General features: G+C 69.9%; 11 protein-coding genes. 6 read left to right on the forward strand and 5 right to left on the reverse strand.

All coding sequences use genetic code 11. The annotated features are described in order from the left end of the window. Window positions 1–26 precede the first annotated feature (26 nt). Entirely contained in the window at window positions 27–1,016 is a 990-nt protein-coding gene (locus ACWD4O_RS07605) for a small ribosomal subunit Rsm22 family protein (protein ID WP_451278364.1), read from the forward strand. Between the two features lie 115 nt (window positions 1,017–1,131). On the opposite strand, the gene ACWD4O_RS07610 is transcribed toward ACWD4O_RS07605, so the two are convergent. Then, window positions 1,132–1,512 (reverse strand): hypothetical protein, encoded by a 381-nt coding sequence (locus ACWD4O_RS07610; RefSeq protein ID WP_451278366.1) that lies wholly within the window; start codon window positions 1,510–1,512, stop codon window positions 1,132–1,134. A 1-nt stretch (window position 1,513) separates the two neighbouring features. Further along, window positions 1,514–9,265, reverse strand: a complete 7,752-nt coding sequence (locus tag ACWD4O_RS07615) for a polymorphic toxin-type HINT domain-containing protein (protein WP_451278532.1) — start codon at window positions 9,263–9,265, stop codon at window positions 1,514–1,516. Between the two features lie 533 nt (window positions 9,266–9,798). On the opposite strand from ACWD4O_RS07615, the gene ACWD4O_RS07620 reads away from it, so the two are divergent. Further along, window positions 9,799–12,993 carry a DNRLRE domain-containing protein gene (locus ACWD4O_RS07620; protein WP_451278368.1) on the forward strand — a complete coding sequence of 1,065 codons (3,195 nt, stop codon included), beginning with the start codon at window positions 9,799–9,801 and terminating at the stop codon, window positions 12,991–12,993. A gap of 82 nt (window positions 12,994–13,075) precedes the next feature. Here ACWD4O_RS07620 and ACWD4O_RS07625 read toward each other — a convergent pair whose 3' ends face one another. Next, window positions 13,076–14,725, reverse strand: a complete 1,650-nt coding sequence (locus ACWD4O_RS07625) for an alkaline phosphatase D family protein (RefSeq protein ID WP_451278370.1) — start codon at window positions 14,723–14,725, stop codon at window positions 13,076–13,078. Between the two features lie 102 nt (window positions 14,726–14,827). Here ACWD4O_RS07625 and ACWD4O_RS07630 point away from each other — a divergent pair, with 102 nt between their 5' ends. Beyond that, window positions 14,828–15,598, forward strand: a complete 771-nt coding sequence (locus ACWD4O_RS07630) for an SDR family oxidoreductase (RefSeq protein WP_451278372.1) — start codon at window positions 14,828–14,830, stop codon at window positions 15,596–15,598. 241 nt (window positions 15,599–15,839) lie between these two features. Here ACWD4O_RS07630 and ACWD4O_RS07635 read toward each other — a convergent pair whose 3' ends face one another. Next, window positions 15,840–17,126 (reverse strand): D-alanyl-D-alanine carboxypeptidase family protein, encoded by a 1,287-nt coding sequence (locus ACWD4O_RS07635; RefSeq protein WP_451278374.1) that lies wholly within the window; start codon window positions 17,124–17,126, stop codon window positions 15,840–15,842. A gap of 249 nt (window positions 17,127–17,375) precedes the next feature. Between ACWD4O_RS07635 and ACWD4O_RS07640 the strand changes: the two genes are divergently transcribed. Together ACWD4O_RS07640 and ACWD4O_RS07645 are read left to right on the forward strand one after the other, a co-directional pair. Then, a complete protein-coding gene (locus tag ACWD4O_RS07640; protein ID WP_451278376.1) occupies window positions 17,376–18,863 on the forward strand; it encodes an ABC transporter permease in 1,488 nt (495 codons plus the stop codon). A 45-nt stretch (window positions 18,864–18,908) separates the two neighbouring features. Beyond that, on the forward strand, window positions 18,909–19,604 hold the full coding sequence (locus ACWD4O_RS07645; protein WP_358807293.1) for an ABC transporter ATP-binding protein: 696 nt from the start codon (window positions 18,909–18,911) through the stop codon (window positions 19,602–19,604). An 80-nt stretch (window positions 19,605–19,684) separates the two neighbouring features. On the opposite strand, the gene ACWD4O_RS07650 is transcribed toward ACWD4O_RS07645, so the two are convergent. Beyond that, window positions 19,685–20,011: a nuclear transport factor 2 family protein gene (locus ACWD4O_RS07650; protein WP_351916696.1), complete on the reverse strand. Its 327-nt coding sequence runs from the start codon at window positions 20,009–20,011 to the stop codon at window positions 19,685–19,687. A 141-nt stretch (window positions 20,012–20,152) separates the two neighbouring features. On the opposite strand from ACWD4O_RS07650, the gene ACWD4O_RS07655 reads away from it, so the two are divergent. After that, the gene (locus ACWD4O_RS07655) at window positions 20,153–20,695 is read left to right on the forward strand and encodes a DoxX family membrane protein (RefSeq protein WP_451278379.1); all 543 of its coding nucleotides are present in this window, start codon (window positions 20,153–20,155) and stop codon (window positions 20,693–20,695) included. Window positions 20,696–20,831: the final 136 nt, after the last annotated feature.

Raw genomic sequence — 20,831 nt, forward strand, 5'->3', positions numbered from 1 at the left:
TGGCCGCGACCTGAGAAAATCGGTGGGTGAACGTCTCCGTATCCGTTTCCGAGGTTCTCCGTGGCGCCCTGACGGAGCTGCTCGACGGGCTGCCGCCCAAGCAGGCCGCGCAGGCCGTCGAGCGGCTCATCGCCAGTTACCGGGGCGCCACCCCGACCGACGCGCCGATCCTGCGCGACCGCGCGGACGTGGCCGCCTATGCCGCGTACCGGATGCCGGCGACCTTCGAGGCGGTGCGGTCGGCGCTGGAGGCGTTCGCGGACACGGCGCCCCAGTGGACGCCGGGCGGGCAGGTGGACGTCGGCGGCGGCACGGGTGCGGCGACCTGGGCGGTGAACGCCGTCTGGGGCGGGGCGCGTCCGGTGACCGTGCTCGACTGGGCGGAGCCCGCCCTCGCGCTGGGCCGCGAGGTCGCCGCCGCGAACCCGGAGCTGCGCGACGCCCGCTGGCAGCGCGCCCGGATCGGCTCGTCGCTCGCGTTGGCGGCCACCGACCTGGTGACCGTCTCCTACGTCCTCAACGAGTTGTCCGCCGCCGACCGGGCCGCCCTGGTGGACGCCGCCGCGTCGGCCGCGCAGGCCGTGGTGATCGTCGAGCCGGGCACTCCGGACGGCTACGCCCGGGTGATCGAGGCCCGGGACCGGCTGATCGCCGCCGGATTCCGCATCGCCGCGCCCTGTCCGCACAGCGCGGGCTGCCCGATCGTGCCCGGCTCCGACTGGTGCCACTTCTCGGCGCGGGTCAGCCGCTCCTCCCTGCACCGGCAGGTCAAGGGCGGTTCGCTGCCCTACGAGGACGAGAAGTTCAGCTATGTCGCCGCCGCCCGCTTCCCGGTCTCCCCGACTCCCTCCCGGGTGGTCCGGCGACCGCAGATCCGCAAGGGCCAAGTGCTGCTCGACCTGTGCGAGGCCGAGGAGCGGCTGAGCCGGACGACGGTGACGAAGAAGCACGGTGACCTGTACAAGGCGGCCAGGGACGCCGACTGGGGCGACGCCTGGCCACCGGCCGGCCGATGAGGGGGCGGTGAGGGGACGGTGAGGCCCGCGCCTGCCGTCACACACCACAGCGGCCCCACCGGAAACAGATCCGGTGGGGCCGCTGGGGCACTGTGAGGCTCCCCTGCCCGCGGTGTTATGCGGAACCAGTGGCGGGGTCATCTCCGGGGGAGATATCGATCCCTATGCATCCGACTACTTTGAGCGGGTGCGGATCGAGGTAGAGCCGAAAGTAGTATCCCACTCGTTCGCGATGGCCCAACTCGGCCACAAGAAGGCCCCGCTCGCCCATTTCGGCAAGACTCGCAAGGCATTCCGTGGCCCCGACAATCGGCCTGCCACGCCGTTGCATGGTTCTCACCCTGCCGCCGAGGATGCCCAGAAGCCTCGACGCCGGAACGGGCTCGAGCCAGACGTTGAGATGCGCTCCGGAAAGCAGTGCATTCTTGGCCTGAATGCTGACCTCGGAGTCGGGCTCGAATGCGGCCAGCAGTTCACTCGCGGATACTCCGTTCATCTCATCGCCTCGTCACGCGTTGCCAGGTGCTCCCGAAGTCGAAGCTGATCTCGTGAGCCTGGATTTCACCAACAATGAGATGCTCGTCTTCGAAGAATCTTTCCCACTGGGAGCCGTGGATCTGAATGTTTCTCGACGGTCCTATGGCGGGATCGATGTCTGCCACCCTGATGCGCATCATCACGCCTTCGCCGACATAGGTTTCCAGGAGATTCTGGGCACGGTCTACGGCAACTTCGGGGTCATCCGACCACGACGTGAAGTTGGTATCCGTGTTGTCTCCACCCGTATGGTCGTCGATGCTCGAGTTTCCTCCGAGGGGAACCGCACGGCCTTCAGTAGCGGCGTCATAGCTGGTGTGCCCCCTTGCGAGACCGCGATACAGATACCCGTCCTCGTTCGCTCCACAGTTGTGGACCAGGACCGGGACGCTGCCCGCCACGACATAGTACGTGTGGGTGTCACCGACGGTCAGGTTGTGGACGGTCGCCCCGGGGCTTGTCCACCGCTCGACCGCTGCGACCTGGACGTACGTGCCGGCGCTGGTCTGCAGCCACTCGCCGGACTCCAGGTCCGCGGCGTCGATCCACCTGCCGAGTTCAGGAACCCAGAAGGGGTGGCCGTCGGTCGCGGTGACCTGGGCCGTCCTGCTGCCCTTCGTGCCGTCGGCGTCGATCGTGACCTTGACGAGGTGCTTCAGGCCCTGGCCCTTGATCTCGGCCGTGACCGTCCGGATCCGGGTCTCCCCGGTCTTCGGGTCGGTGGCGACGACCTTGTCGCCTGCCCTGACCTTCTCGATCGGCTTCGTGGTGCCGTCGGCCATGAGGACCTTGGTGCCGGGCACGAAGCTGTTGTTGATCGGGCAGGAGCCGCCACCGCCGCCCTCGGCCTTGCCGGAGCCGCCGCTGCCGCTGGTGCCACCGCTGCTCTTGGAGGAGCCGCCGGCCTTGCCGCCCGGCTTGGCGCCGCCGCCCTTGCCGCCCCCGCCGCCGTGGGACGACACCTTCGGGGCCGCCTTGGACTGGGCCTGCTTCTGGACGCGGTTGCCGGTCTTCCTGGCTGCCGCGGCCGCTCTGTCGGCGGTTCTCTTGGCCGCCTCGGCCGCCTTCTTCTTCGCTCTCTGCGCCGCCAGCTTCTTGGCTCGCTCGATCGCCGCCTTCTTGGCCCGCAGCGCGGCCGCCTCGGCGGCCTTCGCCGCCTTCAGGACCAGTTCCGCCGCCTTCTTCGCGGCGCGGAAGGACTCGATCGCCTTGATCGTGCGGTTGACGGCCTTGATGACGGACGGGATCTTGCCGAGCTTCGTCCAAGGGATCGCGTCGACCGCGATGCTGACGCAGGACCACATGTCACCGCCGAAGCAGGCCATGGCGTCGTTGATGCCGATGAAGTCCTTCAGCGTCTCCCAGGCGACCGCGAGGATCACCGAGGTGAGGGACTTGCCCATCATCGACTGCGCCTGCGCGACCTGCGCCGCCGACAGTCCCGCGCCCGCGAGGGCCGCGGCCCGCTCGGAGGCGGACAGCGAGATGGCCAGACCCGTCGGGTCGGACATCGTCACCGGGTTGTTGTGGGCGTAGGCGTAGCCGTTGGACTGCAGGACGTCGTTCAGGTCCACGACGGGGTCGACGGACAGGAAGCGCCCCACCACCGGGTCGTAGAGGCGGGCGCCCAACGGCTGGTAGCCGGAGGCGTCGTCCTCGATGGCGCCGAGGAACCCGGTGTGGGCCTGCATGTTGGCGCCGGCCGTGTCGGTGCCGCGCTGGTTGCCGAACGGGTCCTGCTTGCGGATCCGGACCGGCATGTCACCGCTGAGGGCGATCTCGGCGTAGGTGCTGCCCTGGTGGTCGCTGGTGAGGGCGACCAGGTTCTCCCCGCCGTTGCCGTAGGCGTAGCGCATGACCGCGCCACCGGGGGCGGAGTAGGTGCGCTGGGTGTTGAGCAGGACACCGCCCCGCTGGACGGTGACCTCGGCCTCGCCCACGTACAGCGTGGCCTGCTTGCCCTTGATCGTCATCAGGCGGGAGCCGTCGGGGCCGTAGATGTGACGGGTGTCGTTCTGCGGCGCCCACTGCTGCTCGGCCTTCGTGGCGTCACAGGTGGCGAGCACGATCGGGGTGGTGGTCGCCGAGTTGGCGTCCTTGACCGCCAGGCAGAAGGTGGAGGCCAGGTGGATGAGCTGGCCGGAGGCGTTCCGCTTGAGCTCCTGGCCGGCCGAGCCGTTGCACTTCTGCAGCTGGGCCGCGGACCCGACCGCGTTGGACGTCGGCTGGACGCACCAGTTGTCGTAGACGCTGAGCGCGCCCCGGTCGGAGTCGGTCTGCGTCGTGCCCGGGGTGGGGGTGAAGCGCCAGTTCTGCGCCGCGGAGGCGTTGCAGGGGTAAAGCTGGATCGCCGTCGCGGCGACCGCGAGGCCGCCCTTGGCGTCCAGGCACTTGTCGGCGAGGCCCACGTACGGGGTCCTGCCGCCGGTGCCCTGGCCGGTGATCCGGTCGACCTTGCCGTCGTAGGTCCAGGACAGCGACTGCTTGTCGCCGTTCTCGACGGAGGTGACGGACTTGGTCTCGCCGGTGAGCTCGTACAGCCGCTCCGCCTCGGCCTTGACCTGCACGCCGGCCGGCGTGGTGTAGGTCTTGGCGACCTTGGTCAGCGTGTGCGGCTGGGTGTTGTCGGCCTTGCCGTAGACGTAGTCGGTGGTGGCGTCCTTGCCGGTGTTGCCGGTGAGGTCCTTCTCGGTCAGCTTCTTGCGGTTGCCGAGCAGGTCGTACTCGTACTCCTGCCAGTAGCCGGAGTTGTCCTTGCCGGCCGCCACGTTGACCGTGCCGTCGCTGTTCTTCGGCGCGGTGCAGGCACTCTGGTCCTTGGAGGTCCAGGCCGACTTCAGCTGACCCAGCGGGTCATAGGTGAAGCACTGCCGCTCCTCGATGCCGGTGGAGCCCTCCTGGACGGCGGTGACATTGCCGGACGGGTCGTAGGTGTACGACCGGCTGGAGACGAGCCACGGATTGTTCGGGTTCTGGCCGACCCGGGAGGTGTCGACGGGCTTCTCACGGAAGACCGACTGCTGCTTCAGCTCACCGCTGGACTCGTCGACCGTGTTCTGCGTCCACACCCGGTAGGGCTGGGCGCCGAGCGTGGAGCGCAGCACCTGGCCGTAGGGGTCGTAGACCGTCTCGGAGCCGTACCAGTCCTTGCCGGAGACGGAGAGCGGCTTGCCGGCCTTGTTGTAGCGGACGACGAGCTTCTCCTCGGCGAACTTGCCGATCTTGGGGAGGGTCGACTCCTCCACCACGCCGTTGTCGCTGTACTTGTAGGAGTACTTGTACGACGTGTCCAGGCCCCAGGTGTCCTTGACGGACTGCGGCAGGGTCAGCGTGGTCGAGGTCGGCTGGTAGTCCTTGTTGTAGCCGTCGACCTTCTGGGTGTACGCCTCGGTGTCGGTGTAGCGGGTGGCGGTGTAGGGCATGCCCTTGCCGCCGGGGGCCTGGTCGTAGGTGAAGCCGGCCAGGAGCGGGCCGTCCGCGGTGTTCAGGTGCTGCTCACTGGGCCGGGACAGCTGGTCGTAGGTGTTCCAGACCTCGTTGCCGCGGGCGTTCTTGGTGTGGAGCACGCGGTCGTACTTGTCGTACCACGTCGAGGTGGTGCCCGAGTCGGGGTCGGTGGCGGTCTCCTGACGGCCGCGCTTGTCGTACGTCCACGTCCACGGGTGCGCGGTGTCGGCGGAGTTGGTCGCCTTCACCAGCTGGCCGCGGATGTCGTAGTCGTACTTCATCGACGTGAAGCCGCCGGGCGCGTCCGGGTTGAACGTGTCCACCCGCTTCGTGCGGCCGAGGGCGTCGGTGTAGACCCGGTAGGAGGAGGTGCCCTGCGGGTTGACGACCTTGGACCAGTCCAGGCCGTACTCGTACCGGGTGGCCCGCGCCAGGACCGGCTCCGACTTCGACTCGTGGGTCAGCGGGTCCTCGACCTTGAGGACCGGCATCTCCTCCAGCACGCGGCCGGAACCGTCGTAGGTGTAGCGCGTGATGTTCGGGACGACGGTGTCGCTGACCGGGCTGAACAGCTCGCCGGGCTTGGCCTCGTCCGTCGGGTAGGCGTTGTTGGTCTGCCAGATCTCACCGGAGCTGTTGTACAGCGTGTCGGTGATCAGGTAGCCGCCGCCGTCCGCCTCCTCCTGCGTCTGCCGCTCGCGGCCGAGGCCGTCGTAGAGGGTGACGGAGGTCTCGACGCGGTTGTCGTAGCCGCGCGTGTAGGTGGTGACGTACGAGGGCTTGCGGTCCTCGTCCTCGCCCTCCTTGTACTCCGGGATCGTGTAGACGGCCCGGAAGTCCGGGACGGCCGTGTCCGACGGTGTGCGGTCCGCCGCCCAGGCCTTCGACAGCCGGCCCAGCGGGTCGAACTCGGCCTGGGTGACGTGGTCGTTGGCGTCGGTCGACTTCAGGGTCGTGCCACGGCCCGGCTCCACGTCGCGCGTCTCGGAGTGTCCGAGGGCGTTGGTCTCGACGATCTGGAAGACCTGTCCGAGCGGCGGCTTGTAGGCGATGGTGCCGGAGGTCTTGTAGTCCATGTCGGTCGTGCGGGTGACACGGCCGATGTCGTCGAACTCGGTGGTGCCGCCGGTCTGCCAGCCGGTGGCGGTGTCGTTGATCGACCACGACTCCGTGGCCTCGCCGAGCGTGCCCGCGCCCAGAGCGAGGCCGTAGCCCTGCCCGTCGTAGGCGGTGCGGGTGCCGCCGCTGAGCTTGCTGAGGTCGGTGAAGTCGGCGGCGGCGCAGGTGGTCGGGGAGACCAGGACCTGCTTGGACAGACCGATGAGGTTCTTGGCGGTCTGGTGGATGTACTCCGACTTGGTGCAGGACTCGTCGCCGGACTTGCCGGTGTCGCCGAGCGACTCCACCTGGATGGGCAGACCGTAGGCCGACTCGTAGGCGGTGTTCGTCCTGACGACCCGCTCGGTGCGGGGGTCGTCGCTGTTGGTGCCGGAGGACTTGGTGTAGGCGATCTCCGTGGGCTCGGTCACCCGCCAGGCGTAGAGCGGGTCCAGACCGTCGTCACGGTTGCGGTGGCCCAGTTCGGTGGCGGCGGGGACGGTGACGCTGCGCGAGACCCAGTCGGTGTCGGCGTCGCCCGCCTCGTTGTAGTCGAGCTCCTCGGCGATACGGCCGGCGAACGCCTCCCTGTCCTTGGCGATCTCGGTGCCGGTGATGTCCTTCACCGACACGGTGTCGCCCATGCCGCGGAAGAAGCGGGTGACCGACTTGGAGCGCTTGGAGCCGATGTCGGCGTTGTCCGCGCCCGTGATCACCGTGGTCTGCTCGGCCCCGGCGAACTGCGAGTAGGTCCGCGTGGACTTCTTGGTGAACTCGCCGTCGGCGAGCTTCCAGCCCGGGCTCTTGTACTCGTAGGCCGTCTTGGTCGCGAACGCGCCGTCGACGTTGGGAAGTTCCTCGATGGAGTCCACCACGTACTTGTGGAACCAGTCGATGTCCTCGACGTCGGGGTCCGGGGACCAGAAGGTCGGGTAGCACAGCCGGGTGTTGGCCTTCAGCGCGGCCTTGTCCGTCTTGCCCGGCAGTCCCGTGCCCGTGGCGCAGTCGCCGGCGACCGGCTTGTAGGAGACGACGGTCTCGCCGCCGTACTCGTTGATGACGCGGCCGATACGCAGCCGGGAGAATCCGGGGCGCGGGTCGTTCGGGCGCATCACCCGGTTGGGCATGTCCTCCGCGTTGGACTCGAAGCGCACCGCGTTGACGGTGGCGCTCTTGCCGGCTCGGTCGTAGCCGGTGCGCTGGACGGACTCCAGCCACAGGGCGGTGTTCGGGCCGGTCTTCAGAACGGGGAAGTTCTGCGTGAGGGTGTGCTTGTCCACCGGCTGGCGGGCGGTGGTGGAGGTGAGCCGCTGCGCCTCGGTGGTGATCTCGGTCAGCCGCTTGCGGCTCCAGAACGAGGGGCCGGCGTTCCAGCACTTCCTGGTGTAGGTGGCGGTGACGGCCTTGCAGTTCAGGTCGGCCGGGGTGTCGTACCAGATGCGGTACTTGCCCGGGTCCTTGTCCTCGAAGTTGGTGTTCGCGCAGGTCAGCGTGGCGCTCTCGGGGAGGCAGCGCTCCTCGACCTTGAACTTGACGCTGCCCGGGGCGACCGCGGTGAAGAGGGTGCCTGCGCGCTGGCCGTAGTCGATGTGGTCGAGGTAGCCGTCGCGGTCGTAGACGACCGGCTTCTTGAAGTCGAAGTTGCGGGCGTAGTAGTTCTGGTCCTTCTTCCACCACAGCGACATCGCGTTGCCGTGGACGTCCTCGACGTAGTCGAGGTTCCAGCGCCAGCCCTGGGTGCAGGCCGAGCCCTTCCAGTCGCCGGCCTTGTAGCAGTCCTCACCGTCGTGGTTGCCGTACACCGGCACCGTGAGAACCGAGTCGGTGACCGGCTGACCGGCACTCCAGCCCGGCAGCTTGTACTTGCCGAAGTGGTACTTGGCGCCGTCGCGGGTGGTGACGATCCAGTACTCGCCCTTGTAGGCGCCGTTGCCGGACGCGCCGTCCTGGACCCGCTCGATCTTCGAGCCGTCGCCGTTGGCGGTGAGCCACTTGCTCTGGCTCTCGTCCCAGACCAGTTCGGTGGTCATGCCGCCCAGCGACAGGGTGGCGTTGTTCGAGCCCCAGCACAGGTCCGCGGTGCGGTGCGTCTTGTTGTTGGAGTTCTCCTTCTTGGAGTCCTCACGGCAGTTGGCGTAGGTGCGGGTGATCGAGCCGGGGTTGTAGTCCCAGCCGTCGCCGATCCAGGACGCCTGGTTGTTCGTGGCCGAGGTGCGGCCGTCCACGGACTGCGAGGAGTAGCCGAGGGAAATCTTCGGCATCAGACCGCCGGCGGTCTCGGGCACCTGCACGTCGTAGGAGTAGGTGAACGCGCCGGACGAGGAGCCGGCCGACCAGGAGCCGGAGGACAGCAGCGGGGAGGCGGTGAAGTCGCCGGAGGCGGAGGCCCCGGTGTCCATCGCACCGAGGACCTGCGGGCCGGAAGCGTCCACGACCGGCAGAACGTCGCCGCTGCTGACGGAGGCGGTGCGCACGGATGCACCGGACGCCGTCGAACCACCGTCGCCCAGCAGGTCCGAGACCGGGACGGAGCCGGTGAGGATCGTGCGGGTGGCGGCCTTCTTCGCGGCGGTGGTCCTGGTGGGCGCCTTCTTGGCGGGCACCACCTCGACCGAGCTGTTGAGCCGCTCCGGCTGTTCGTCGGTCTTGCCCGACATGGTCGTCGTACCGCTGTCGGCGGCGCAGTCGCCGCTGTCGGGGGCGTCCATGACGCAGTTGGGCAGCAGGACCAGACCGAAGCGGTCGGCGGCCTGCGGGCCGTAGAGGTCGGCGAAGCCGGTGGTGTCGACGGCGATCGCGACCTGCGCGGCCGGGTCGGCGTCGGCCGGCGGCGTGACCTTCATGATCAGGCCGGAGACGTTCGCGTCCTGCGAGGCGCCCGGCGTGGCCAGGTCGACCTTCCACTCACCGTCGATCGTGGTCGGATCGCCGCCCTCGGGCACACCCAGGGCGATCGGCAGGTCGTCGACCGGAACGGTGGTGCCCGGCACGGCGTCCGCCTTCAGCGCGGCGACACCCGTGTCCCCCGCCCACGGCGTCACGGCGTTCGGCACGTACGGGTTCACCGGGATCTCGGGCGCGGTGGTGAGGTTCTTCTCGGCCTCCTCGTCCGCCGCCAGCGAGGTGTCCTCCGGCAGATCCGGGAGCTTGACCTCCTCGCGCGTCATGCCGGGGCCGGGTATCGCCCACGCCTCCGCGCCGAGACTGGTCGCCAACAAGGCCGAGGACAACAGAAGGACGGTCGCCACACGGCTTTGCCGGCGACGCCGTCGTCGTGACTCCGTCATGGCCGGGCGTGCCCGCCTCAGCCATGACGGTGGACTTTGAGCACGCATACGCGTCGACCCCACCAAAGCGGAAAAACAACAGATGGAGACCGAACCCTCTGTCATGACCGCCACAGGATTCAAGATCGATAGATGTGGGTTCCCGCAGCCGATGTGATCCCGACCACGGGACCATGCCTGTCACATCGTCACACTCGCGAATAAGTCGACAAGGTGATGAAAAAGATCATCTATGTCCGCGCTTTGGGTGATCAAAAGCCACAGATGACACACAGTCAACTCCCGGTCACGCACACCCCATTCGATGGTCACAGATTCATAAAATCTTCATACATAGACCTTCTGTGCGGTTCGTGTGAGCGTGTGTGCGCCCATGCCCATCCGCCTGGTCCACACGGGAGTAGACCGCCGCCGTGTCCGTGCTGCCTCGTTATCTCAGCCCCTTCGTGCGCACGCGCACCAGGCTGGCTCTCACCCTCGGCCTCGTACTGGCCGCCCTGACCGCCGCGCTGCTGCCCTGGTGGCAGCCTGACGAACCCTCACCTCCCCAAGCCGGCAAGGCCGCCGAAGCACGGCAGGCCGCGACCGGCCCCCGTGACGAGGAGGCCGCCCAGGCCGAGGCCCGACGCACCCGCAAGCCGGTCCTCGTCGACACCGCCACCACCGCCACCTCCCAGACCTGGGCGCAGCCCGACGGCCAGTTGCGGACGAGGATCACCGCCACCGCTACGCGGGCCAGGACCGCCAACGGCACCTGGGCGCCCATCGACAACCGGCTGCGGCGGGTGAAGAACGCCGCCCGCGGCCTGGGCGTCCAGCCGGCCAACCCCGCCCAACCGGTCCGTTTCTCCAGCGGCGCCCCCGGCCGGACCGCCGACCGCGCCGACCGCGCCGACCGCTCCTTCGCCCGACTGCCACTGGCCGACGGCCCGCAGGCGCAGGCGCAGGAGACGGTGCTGGCCGAGGTCGACATCGCCGGGCACACCGTCGCCTACACCTGGCCCGGCACGCTGCCGGAGCCGCTGCTCGACGGCCCGCGCGCCCTGTACCCGGAGGTGCTGCCGGGCGTCGACCTGCTGCTGGTCGCGCGTGAAGAGGGCGGTTTCGCCCAGCTGCTGATCGTCAAGAACAAGGAGGCCGCGCAGAGCAAGGCGCTGGCCACCGTGACCTACGGGCTGCGCTCGTCCACAGCCGTGTTCCGTCACGACAAGAGCAGTGGCCGCGTCCTGGTGCAGGACCTCTCGGGCCAGGAGATCGGCTCCATCCCGACCCCGTTCGCCTGGGACTCCAACGGCCGTGACCCCGAGCTCGCCGAGGGCGAGGGCGCCCCGCGCACCTCGACCGCCACGCCGGCCGACGTGCTGAAGCTCTCGGGGCTGTCCGGCATCGAGCCGGGCGCGCACAGTGCCCCGATGCCGATGCAGCTGGCCGGTGACGGCACCGGCGCCGCCCGCCTCGACCTGCACGCCGCGCAGACCGGTCTGTTCACCGACGCCGACGTGAAGTACCCGGTGTTCGTCGACCCGCCGCTCATCACCGGCTGGGCGGGGTGGACCGTGGCCTACAAGCCGTACCCGAACACCGGCTTCTGGAACGGCACCAACTTCTCCTCCGGCACCTCCGACGCCCGCGTCGGCCACGAGAGCGACACCGGCGGCACCGCCCGCTCGTTCTGGCGGATGAAGTACAGCACCAGCCTCAAGGGCGCGGACATCACCTCCGCGACCTTCAAGGTCCTCAACAACCACTCCTGGTCGTGCACCACCCGCGAGTTCCAGCTCTGGTCGACCGGAGCGATCTCCTCCGGCACCACCTGGAACAAGCAGCCCAGCTGGTCCAGCGAGATCCAGCGCAAGTCCTTCGCGCACGGCTGGTCCTCGTCCTCCTGCCCCAACGAGTACGAGGCGTTCAACGTCAAGGCCGCCGCGCAGAAGGCGGCCGACGCCGGCTCGTCGAGCCTCACCCTCGGCATGCGGGCCACCAGCGAGTCCGACACCCAGACCTGGCGCAAGTTCCAGGCGACCAGCGCCACCCTCGAGGTCGCCTACAACCGGCCGCCCGCCACCCCTTCCAGCGTCTCCAGCACACCCGGCGGCACCTGCAACACCACCGCCGCCGGCGCCACCGTCGGCAAGACCAACATCGTCCTGTCGGCGAAGTCCACCGACCCCGACGGCAACCTCAAGGGCCTGCGCTTCCGGTTCTGGAAGTCCGGCGCCACCGCTCCGGCCGGCACCCTCGTCACCAGCCTGACCAGCGGCAAGGCCACCCTGACCATCGCCGCCGGCACCTTGGTCGACAAGGCCGTCTACTACTGGGACGTCCGCGCCGAGGACAGCAACTCCCCCACCGCGGTGTCCGCCTACTACCCCACCAGCGGCAACCGCTGCACCGTCACCGTCGACGGCTCCGGCCCACCGCCGCCCTCCGTCGACAGCGACACCTTCCCCGAGGCCACCCCCGACGCCCAGACCTGGGCCACGGTCAAGTTCGGCAAGACCGGCGCCGTCACCTTCACCTCCGAGGGCGCGTCGAAGTTCCGCTGGTCCATCGAGGGCAACAACCCCGTCGACCTCCCCGCCACCGCCAACACCGCGACCCTGCCCGCGTTCAGCCCGGCCCACGCCGGCCCCAACACCCTCCAGGTCTACGCCTACGACTCCCTCGGCAACCCCAGCAAGCGCACCGACTACACCTTCTTCGTGCCCCCGCGGGACACGGCCGACGGCCCGATGGACACCGGCGGCGACAACACGCCCGACCTGCTGATCATCAACGCCGAAGGCGACCTGCGCACCTGCGTCGGCGGCGAGAGCGGCGACCTCTACAACTGCCTCGCCGCCTCCTACGACGCCGCCAAGCAGCCTGACCCGCAAGGCCACTGGTACGACCCGGCCACCGGCAAGGCGGCGCTGATCGCCCACTACCAGGACACCTACCCGGGCGACGGATCCACCGACCTGTTCGCCGTCAGCCCCGACGGCCACTTCTGGCTCTACCCCGGCGACGGCTACGGCAGCTTCGACGTCACCCAGCGCCTCGAGATCCGCCTGCCCGCGAACGCGCCGGCGCCCTCGACCTGGACCCAGATCAAGGCCGTCGGCGACATCACCGGCGACAAGCTGCCCGACCTCGTCCTGCGCGCCGGGCCACAGTTCTGGACGCTCTCCGGCTACACCGGCGCCACGTTCCACACGGCCACCCTCATGAACGTCGACGCCTGGGCCCGCCGCGACATCGTCAACGTCGCCGACATCAACGGCGACGGCACCCCCGACCTGCTGTGGCGCAACCTCGACAACGGCAACATGTACGACCGCCAGGGCAAGCCCGGCACCGTCGCCGGCAGCGTCGACCTGGAATCCCTGAAACTGGGCTCCAGCTCCCTCACCGGCAAGGACGAGGCCTACGGCACCAGTTGGACGGAGGCCAGTGTGCCCACCGCCGTCGGCATCCCCGACGTCAACAAGGACGACATCCCCGACATCTGGGCCCGCTTCTCCTCCGACGGCGCCACCCGGATCTACAACCCCTCCCGCACCAACACCAACGCGGCCGTCAGGGTCGTCCTCTCGCTCAACTGGAACACGGTCAAGGCCTTCGGCTGAACCGCCCCGCACCACCGGGCCCCCGGCCACCCCTTCAAGGGGCAGCCGGGGGCCCGGCCGTTTTCGTGGGTCCGCCCGGCGGCTAGGCCGGCTCGAGGCCCTGGTTGCCGATCTCTGTGACGAAGGACGCGGCCGTGGTGAGGGGGGCGCCCTGGGTGGTGACGTAGGGGACGGTCTTGAAGTCGGCGCGGGCGGCTTCGCGGCCGAGGGCGACCGTCGCGTAGCCGCGCAGGCCGTTGTAGAACTTCAGGTGCGGGTTGGCGGCCATGAAGGCAGCCCAGTTGGCGGGCTTCGCCGAGCCGTTGCCGCCGCTGGAGATCGACGAGGTGACGATCTCCGTGCCGAGCGTCTTCGAGGTCTGGTCGGCGAAGTCCCGCTTGATGTCGAAGCCGTAGTGCACATGGACGTCCCCGGTGAGGACCATCAGGTTCTCCACGCCTGCCGCCTCCGCACCCGCCAGGATCCGGGTCCGGGAGGCCGGGTAGCCGTCCCAGGAGTCCATGGAGACCGGGGAGGGCACGGCGGTGGTGTTGTACCGCTGGGCGAAGGTGACCTGCTGCGGGACCACGTTCCACAGGGCGCGCGAGCGGCGCCAGCCGTCGATCAGCCAGCGCTCCTGGGCGGCGCCGGTGAGGGTGCGGGCCGGGTCCTCGGACTCGGGTCCGGGCAGCTGCCAGCCGTCGCCGTAGGCCTGGTCGGAGCGGTACTGGCGGGTGTCGAGGACGTCGAACTGGGCGAGCCGGCCCCAGTTCAGACGCCGGTAGAGCCGCAGGTCGGGGCCGTCGGGGAGCTGGGGGCGGCGCAGCGGCTGGTTCTCCCAGTAGGCGCGGTAGGCGGCGGCCCGGCGGACGAGGAACTCCTCGGCGGGGGCGTCGTTCTCCGACACCGCGCCCGCGTAGTTGTTCTCCGTCTCGTGGTCGTCCCAGGTGACGACGAAGGGGTGGGCGGCGTGCGCGGCCAGCAGGTCGGGGTCGGACTTGTAGAGGGCGTACTTGAGACGGTAGTCGTCGAGGGTCGTCATCTCGTGGTTGTAGACGGCCGGCACGGTCCCGGCCGGATAGGCGCGGGCGCCGCCGACGCCGCTGACGGCGTACTCGTAGAGGTAGTCGCCGAGGTGCAGGACGAGGTCGACGTCGTCCTCGGCGAGGTGCCGGTAAGCGGTGTAGTAACCCTGGTCGTAGCGCTGGCAGGAGACCAGGGCGAAGGTGAGGGCGGAGGTCTTCGCGCCGGGGCCGGGGGCGGTGCGGGTGCGGCCGGTGCGGCTGATCCAAGTACCGGCCTTGAAGCGGTAGTAGTACACGCGGTTCTCGTCGAGGCCGTCGACCTGGACGTGCACGCTGTGGCCGAACTCGGGGTGCGCGAGCGCGGTGCCGCGCCTGACGGGCCGGCGGAAGGTCTCGTCGCGGGCCAGTTCCCAGTGCACGGTGACGCGTTCGGCGGGCAGTCCGCCGTCCGCCTGGTAGGGGGCGGGCGCGAGGCGCGTCCAGAGGAGGACGGAGCCGGGCAGCGGGTCGCCGGAGGCGACGCCGAGGGTGAAGGGGTCGTCGGTGAGCCGGGCCGGGTCGAGTTCGGCGGCGGCCGCGGCGCCGGCGGCGGGCAGGTTCACCGTGAAGGCGAGCGCGGCGGCCGCGGCAGAGGTCGTGAGGAAGCGGCGGCGGCCTGGGTGACGGGCGGTGGCGCGGAGTTCGGGCGTCATTCCGGTCCTCCCCTGAGAAATGGGTGCACCAGGCATTCGAGTGGTCCGGAACGTCCTGGGAGCATCCCCCGGTTGGCGCGTACACAACAGTCGAATGACGGACCGGCGGCTTCCGTATGCTCCGTATGCTGCGGAGCCATGAATGCCAAGCAGAGTGCTGAACGGACGAGGATCGCGGTCGTCACGGGCGCCGGTTCCGGCATCGGGCGGGCGGTGGCGGTCGAACTGCTGCGCACGGGCTGGTCGGTGGCGCTGGCCGGGCGGCGCACCGAGACCCTGGAGGGGACGGCCGCGCTGGCGCCCGACGCCCCGAGTCTCGTCGTGCGGACGGACGTCTCGCACCCGGCGGAGGTGACGGCCCTCTTCGACGCCGTGCGCGAGCAATTCGGGCGACTGGACCTGCTGTTCAACAACGCGGGCACGTTCGGGCCGGGCGGCGTGCCGTTCGAGGAACTCCCCTACGACGCCTGGCGGCACGTGGTGGACACCAACCTCAACGGGGCGTTCCTGTGCGCGCAGGGGGCGTACCGGCAGATGAAGGAGCAGGATCCGCGCGGCGGACGCATCATCAACAACGGCTCCATCTCCGCGCACACGCCCCGGCCGCTCTCGGCGCCGTACACGGCGACCAAGCACGCCCTCACCGGACTGACGAAGTCCCTGTCGCTGGACGGGCGGGCGTACGACATCGCCGTCGGGCAGATCGACATCGGCAACGCGGCGACCGACATGACGGCGCGGATGCAGACCGGCGCGTTGCAGGCCGACGGCGAGATCGCACCGGAGCCGGTGATGGACGTCGCCGATGTGGCGCGCACGGTGCGGCACATGGCGGAGCTGCCGCTGGAAGCGAACATCCAGTTCGCGACGGTGCTGGCGACGGCGATGCCGTACGTGGGGCGCGGCTGACGCCGACGGGTTCACAACCTGCACAACCGGAGTTTCGTCGTCCGCACCATTGCCGCCGGTAGCGGACTTATGCTCAACTCTTCTACACGAGAACTTCACACTTGAGGCACGACAGTTCCGCAAGGAACGGCCACAGGCCACACCGAGGGGGGAGGGGCAGCCGTCCCGCGACACGGGTGGGGGTGGACCTCGCAAGGGACCGCGAGGAAAGCACCGGCGTCGCGGGACGGCTGCCGCACCATCAGTCCCGAGCGCTCTCCGGGGCCGGCGCCTCAGGTGCTTCAGATGCTTCAGACACGTCAGGCATTCCAGGCGCGTCAGGTGCTTCAGGCATTTCGAGCGCGTCAGGTATTCCAGGCGCGTCAGGCGCAGGTGCTTCACGAGTGCGACGTCTGCGGAGCGTGTACGCGCCGCCCGCGAGCAGTGCGACCACCCCCGCGGCCCCGCCGAGCATCCCCCAGCCGCCCCCGCCGTCACTCGCCGCCGCACCCTGCGCTCCGGCCGGCGGGGCCTCCCCCGAGGGCGTCACCTTCGTCCCGCCCTCGCTCAGCGCCTCGACCAGCGTGCCCACCGGACGCGCCGAACTCCCTTGCGCGAAGCCCCAGTCGAGCAGCGCGGCCGTCTCCTCGTAGACGGCGTTGTGGCCGCTCTTCGGATGCAGCACGACCACGACGAGGGTGCGGCCGGCGCGGGTCGCGGCGCCCGTGAAGGTGTTGCCCGCGTTGCTGGTGTAGCCGTTCTTCACGCCGATCATGCCCGGGTACGGCGTCACCCCGTAGGTGCCCGACAGCAGCCGGTCAGTGTTCTCGATCGCGAAGGTCTTCGTGCCCCCGGCCGGGAAACGGGCGGTCTTCGTGCCGCAGTAGGCGCGGAAGTCGGCGTTCTTCAGACCGTGCCGGGCGAACAGGGCGAGGTCGTAGGCCGAGGACGACTGGCCCTCGTGGTCGTAGCCGTCGGGGCTGACTACGCGGGTGTCCAGCGCCTGGAGGTCGACCGCCCTGGCCTGCATCTGGGCGACCGTCTTCGTCACCCCGCCGTTCATCCGGGCGAGCACCTGCACGGCGTCGTTGCCCGAGCGCAGGAACACGCCCTGCCACAACTGCTCGACGGTGTAGGTGACGCCCGCCTTGACGCCGACGAGAGAGGAGCCGGACGGGATGCCGGCCAGGTCGGCATCGGTCACGGTGTAGCGCTCGGTGCGCTCGAAGCTGCCCAGCAGGGTGTCCGCGAACAGCATCTTCAGCGTGGAGGCGGGCGCGACGCGCAGATGCGCACGGTAGGAGGCGAGCACCTCCCCGCTGTCCTGATCGGCGAGCAGCCAGGCCCGGGCGGTGAGCTGCTTCGGCAGCGCGGCGCCCCCGTTCACCTGGACGCCGTCGGCGACGAGCCGCGCGCCGCCGACCGCCACGTCGGACGCGGCGGCGACCGGGGCCGCGGCGAGGGAGGCGGCGGTCACGGGTGCGGTGGCCGCGAGGGCCAGCAGGGAGCGCCGGGTGGGGCGCGCGGCGGGGCGCGAGAATGCGTGCACTGCGGGACCGTACAAGGGAATTCGGCGAAACAGGAAATCGCTGCCGAATGTACTGCCGAAACCAGCCACTCAACCCCTGCCACCTGGGAAAACACCCTCCGCAGCCTAGGAATCAGCTGTCTCAGGGAATTTTGATCCGGGGCTCCGCATTCTCAGTCCTTACACATCCTTTACTCAGGGCGACTCAAAGGTTCCTCCCTAGTTTGTGGCAGCGCCCACAGCGGGCGCCAAGAACCTTCGAGGAACGGGATGTTTGGCATCTATCTCAAGCGCGAACTGGGCCGGCGCAAGAAGGCGGCCCTGGTCATCGCACTGGGTCTGGCGCTCGGAATCGCTCTGGTCATCACCGTGAACTCGGTGTCGGCCGGTATGACACAGGCTCAGGACAAGGTTCTGCAGTCGCTGTACGGCCTCGGCACCGACATGACCGTCACCAAGGCCCGCACGGCGCCCACGGACAACGCCTCCGCCGGCGGCGGCGGCAGATTCGAGTTCGACGCGAAGGGCGAGGACGACGAGGACGCGGAGCAGAGCTCCGACCGGGTGATGACCCAGGGAGGTCAGGCCCTGGCGTCCACGCTGGTGACGAAGGTCGCCGGTCAGAAGGGCGTGTCGGCCGCGGTCGGCGCCCTCACCCTGAACGTCACCAAGGTCGACGGCTCCTTCACCCAGGGCAAGGCGGAGAGCACCACCGGCAACAGCGGCAACAGCGGTCAGGGCGGCGGCCCGGGCGGCGGCAACAGCGGCTCCACCGCGGCGCCCCAGGTGCAGGGCGGCGGCGCCTCGTTCGACGTCAACTCGTACTCGGTGGCCGGCGTCGACGTCACCAACCAGGACCTCGGCCCGCTCGCGACCTCGAAGATCACCTCGGGGGTGACCTTCACCTCGGCGCAGACCGACGCCAAGGTCGCGGTCGTCAGCGCGTCGTACGCCAAGGAGAACTCGTACAAGGTCGGCTCGACGCTGAAGATCTCCAGCACCAGCTACAAGATCATCGGCATCGCCACGCCCGACAGCAGCGAGTCCACCACGGACGTCTACCTGCCGCTGAAGCAGGCGCAGACCCTCGCCGACGCGGCGAACCAGGTCACCACGATCTACGTCAAGGCGACCGACTCCAAGCAGATCGACACCGTCAAGGCGACGATCACGAAGAACATCTCCGGTACGACGGTCACCACCTCCGCCGACCTGGCCGAGACGGTCTCCGGCTCCCTCTCCACCGCCTCCAACCTGGCGACCAGCGTCGGCAAGTGGCTGTCCATCGCGGTGCTCGTCGCCGCGTTCCTGGTCGCCGCGCTGCTCACCTCCTCGGCCGTGTCCCGCCGGGTGCGTGAGTTCGGCACCCTGAAGGCGCTCGGCTGGCCGAGCCGCCGGGTCACCCGGCAGGTCGTCGGCGAGTCCATGGTCAACGGTCTGCTCGGCGGCGCCCTCGGCATCGGCATCGGCCTGGCGGCCGCGTACGCGGTCACCGCGATCAGCCCGAAGCTGACGGCGGAGCTCGGCAGCACCGGCGGCGGTGGCGGCGGCATGGGCGGCGGCCCCGGCGGTGGCGGCGGTCCGGGCGGACAGTCCTCGTCGAACACGATGGAGATCGCCCTGTCGGCCCCCGTCTCCCTCACCACGATCGCGCTCGCGGTGGGCCTCGCGGTCGCCGGCGGTCTGATCGCCGGTGCGATGGGCGGCTGGCGCGCCTCGCGGATGCGCCCGGCGGACGCCCTGCGCAGCGTCTCCTGACCGGCCCTCACCCACCTCACGCCTGACGAAAAACCCGGAGCATCCATGTACAACCTCACCGGCGTCACCAAGCGCTATACGCGGGGCAAGGAGACGGTCGAGGCGCTGCGCGGCGTCGACCTCACGATCGCGGACGGCGACCAGCTCGTCATCCAGGGCCCCACCGGCGGCGGCAAGTCGACGCTGCTGCAGATGATCGGCGGCCTCGACCGGCCCACCGAGGGCAGCGTCGAGCTGGACGGCGTCGACCTCGCGCGCATCAGCGAGGCCAAGCTGACCCGGCTGCGCGCCGAAAAGATCGGCATCATCTTCCAGTCGTTCAACCTCATCCCGACGCTGACCGCGCAGGAGAACGTCGAGACGGCGCTCGTCCCGCTCGGCGTGAAGGCGGCGGAGCGGCGCGAGCGGGCGGCGGAGGCACTGCGCTCGGTCGGTCTCGGCGAGCGTCTGAAGCATGCGCCGTCCGAGCTGTCCGGCGGTCAGCAGCAGCGCGTCGCGATCGCCCGCGCGCTGGTCAAGAAGCCGAAGGTGCTGCTCGCCGACGAGCCCACCGGAAACCTCGACGAGAGCATGCGCGACGAGATCATGGCCCTGCTGGAAGGGCTGTGGCACGAGTACGGGCTGACGTTCATCATGGTCACCCACGACTCGTCGATCGCCCGCCGCTCCCCGCGTCTGGCCACCATCAAGGCGGGTCAGATCACGCTGACGGAACAGGCGGTCGCCCGCTCCTCCTGGTGAGCCGAGGCCGTCCGTGAAGGGGCCGTCCGTGAAGGGGCCGTGCACCGCCTGCCCGGCGGTGCACGGCCCTTTCGCCGTCGCTAGGCCTGGCCGGTCTCGAAGCGGGAGATGCGGCCGTCGTCCGCGACCGTGAAGCTCCACCTGGTGCGCATCTCGCCCCAGGTGTCGTTGCTGTAGCGGGCGACCAGGGCGCGCCCGCCCCGGGACTCGTTGTCGACGTCCATGTGGCCGTGGGAGGAGAAGATCTCCCGGTCGATCCACTCGTCGAGGTCGCGGTCGGAGCCGTCGTCCGCCATGGTCGCGCCGGGCGCGAGAAGCGCCAGGAAGGCCTCGCGGTCATGGGCGTTGACGGCGGTGACGAAGGCGCGGACGGCCGGATCGCTGAGTTTGGCGGTCTGAATCGTCATGCCAGCCAGACTCACACCGCCGCCCGGGCCCCGCCACCCGAACGGCGTCCAGGACGGGCCGGGCGGGTGTGCGCAGTGCGACGGTGGAGACCCGTGGGGGTGTGTTGCCGCGTGTTCGCCGTCTCTGCTCAGGGAGTCACCGTGACCTGTTACGACCGACGTGATCTCGGACTGCTGCTGCTCCGGCTGGGCACCGGCGGGGTGCTGGCCGCGCACGGCACACAGAAGCTGTTCGGCTGGTTCGGCGGGCACGGCCTGGAGGGCACCGGCCAGTTCATGGAGTCGATCGGCTACGCGCCGGGCAAGGCCAGCGCGACGGCGGCGGGGCTGGCGGAGGCCGGCGGCGGCACGCTGCTGGCGCTGGGCCTGGCGACTCCGGCGGCGGGCGCGGCGGCGGCCGGCGCGATGGCCGGCGCGTCCTCGGTGCACGCCCCCAACGGGTTCTTCGCGGCCAACGGCGGCTACGAGCACGCGGCCTCCCTGGGCCTGGCCGCCGCGGGCCTCGCCATCGCCGGACCCGGCCGGCTCTCCCTCGACCACGCCCTCGGCCACACGGTCGACCGGGGCTGGATGGTCCCGGCGGCGCTCGGCGTGACGGCGGCGGTCACGGCGGTGGTCGTGGGGATGCGCGCCCAGCGGCTGCGCAGACGGGAGGAGGGGGAGCAGGAGGTGCTGTTCGACTAGACGCTCCGCTGGGGTGCCGCGAGGTGCCGTCGTTCCGCTGCAGCGCCGTCGTGGCTAGGCGCGCAGTTCCCCGCGCCCCCTCAGGGCGCTGCCGGACCGCCCGCTGGAGGCGCCGCGATCCGTCATCGTTCCGCTG

The organism is Streptomyces sp. NPDC002623 (assembly GCF_053592635.1).

What these genes read in the sequence shown, in the direction of transcription:
- ACWD4O_RS07640 (WP_451278376.1), top strand. Translation starts at nt 17,376, where the DNA reads ATGTTTGGCATCTATCTCAAGCGCGAACTGGGCCGGCGCAAGAAGGCG.
- ACWD4O_RS07630 (WP_451278372.1), top strand. Translation starts at nt 14,828, where the DNA reads ATGAATGCCAAGCAGAGTGCTGAACGGACGAGGATCGCGGTCGTCACG.
- ACWD4O_RS07625 (WP_451278370.1), bottom strand. Translation starts at nt 14,725, where the DNA reads ATGCCTGGTGCACCCATTTCTCAGGGGAGGACCGGAATGACGCCCGAA.
- ACWD4O_RS07615 (WP_451278532.1), bottom strand. Translation starts at nt 9,265, where the DNA reads ATGACGCGCGAGGAGGTCAAGCTCCCGGATCTGCCGGAGGACACCTCG.
- ACWD4O_RS07650 (WP_351916696.1), bottom strand. Translation starts at nt 20,011, where the DNA reads ATGACGATTCAGACCGCCAAACTCAGCGATCCGGCCGTCCGCGCCTTC.
- ACWD4O_RS07645 (WP_358807293.1), top strand. Translation starts at nt 18,909, where the DNA reads ATGTACAACCTCACCGGCGTCACCAAGCGCTATACGCGGGGCAAGGAG.
- ACWD4O_RS07610 (WP_451278366.1), bottom strand. Translation starts at nt 1,512, where the DNA reads ATGAACGGAGTATCCGCGAGTGAACTGCTGGCCGCATTCGAGCCCGAC.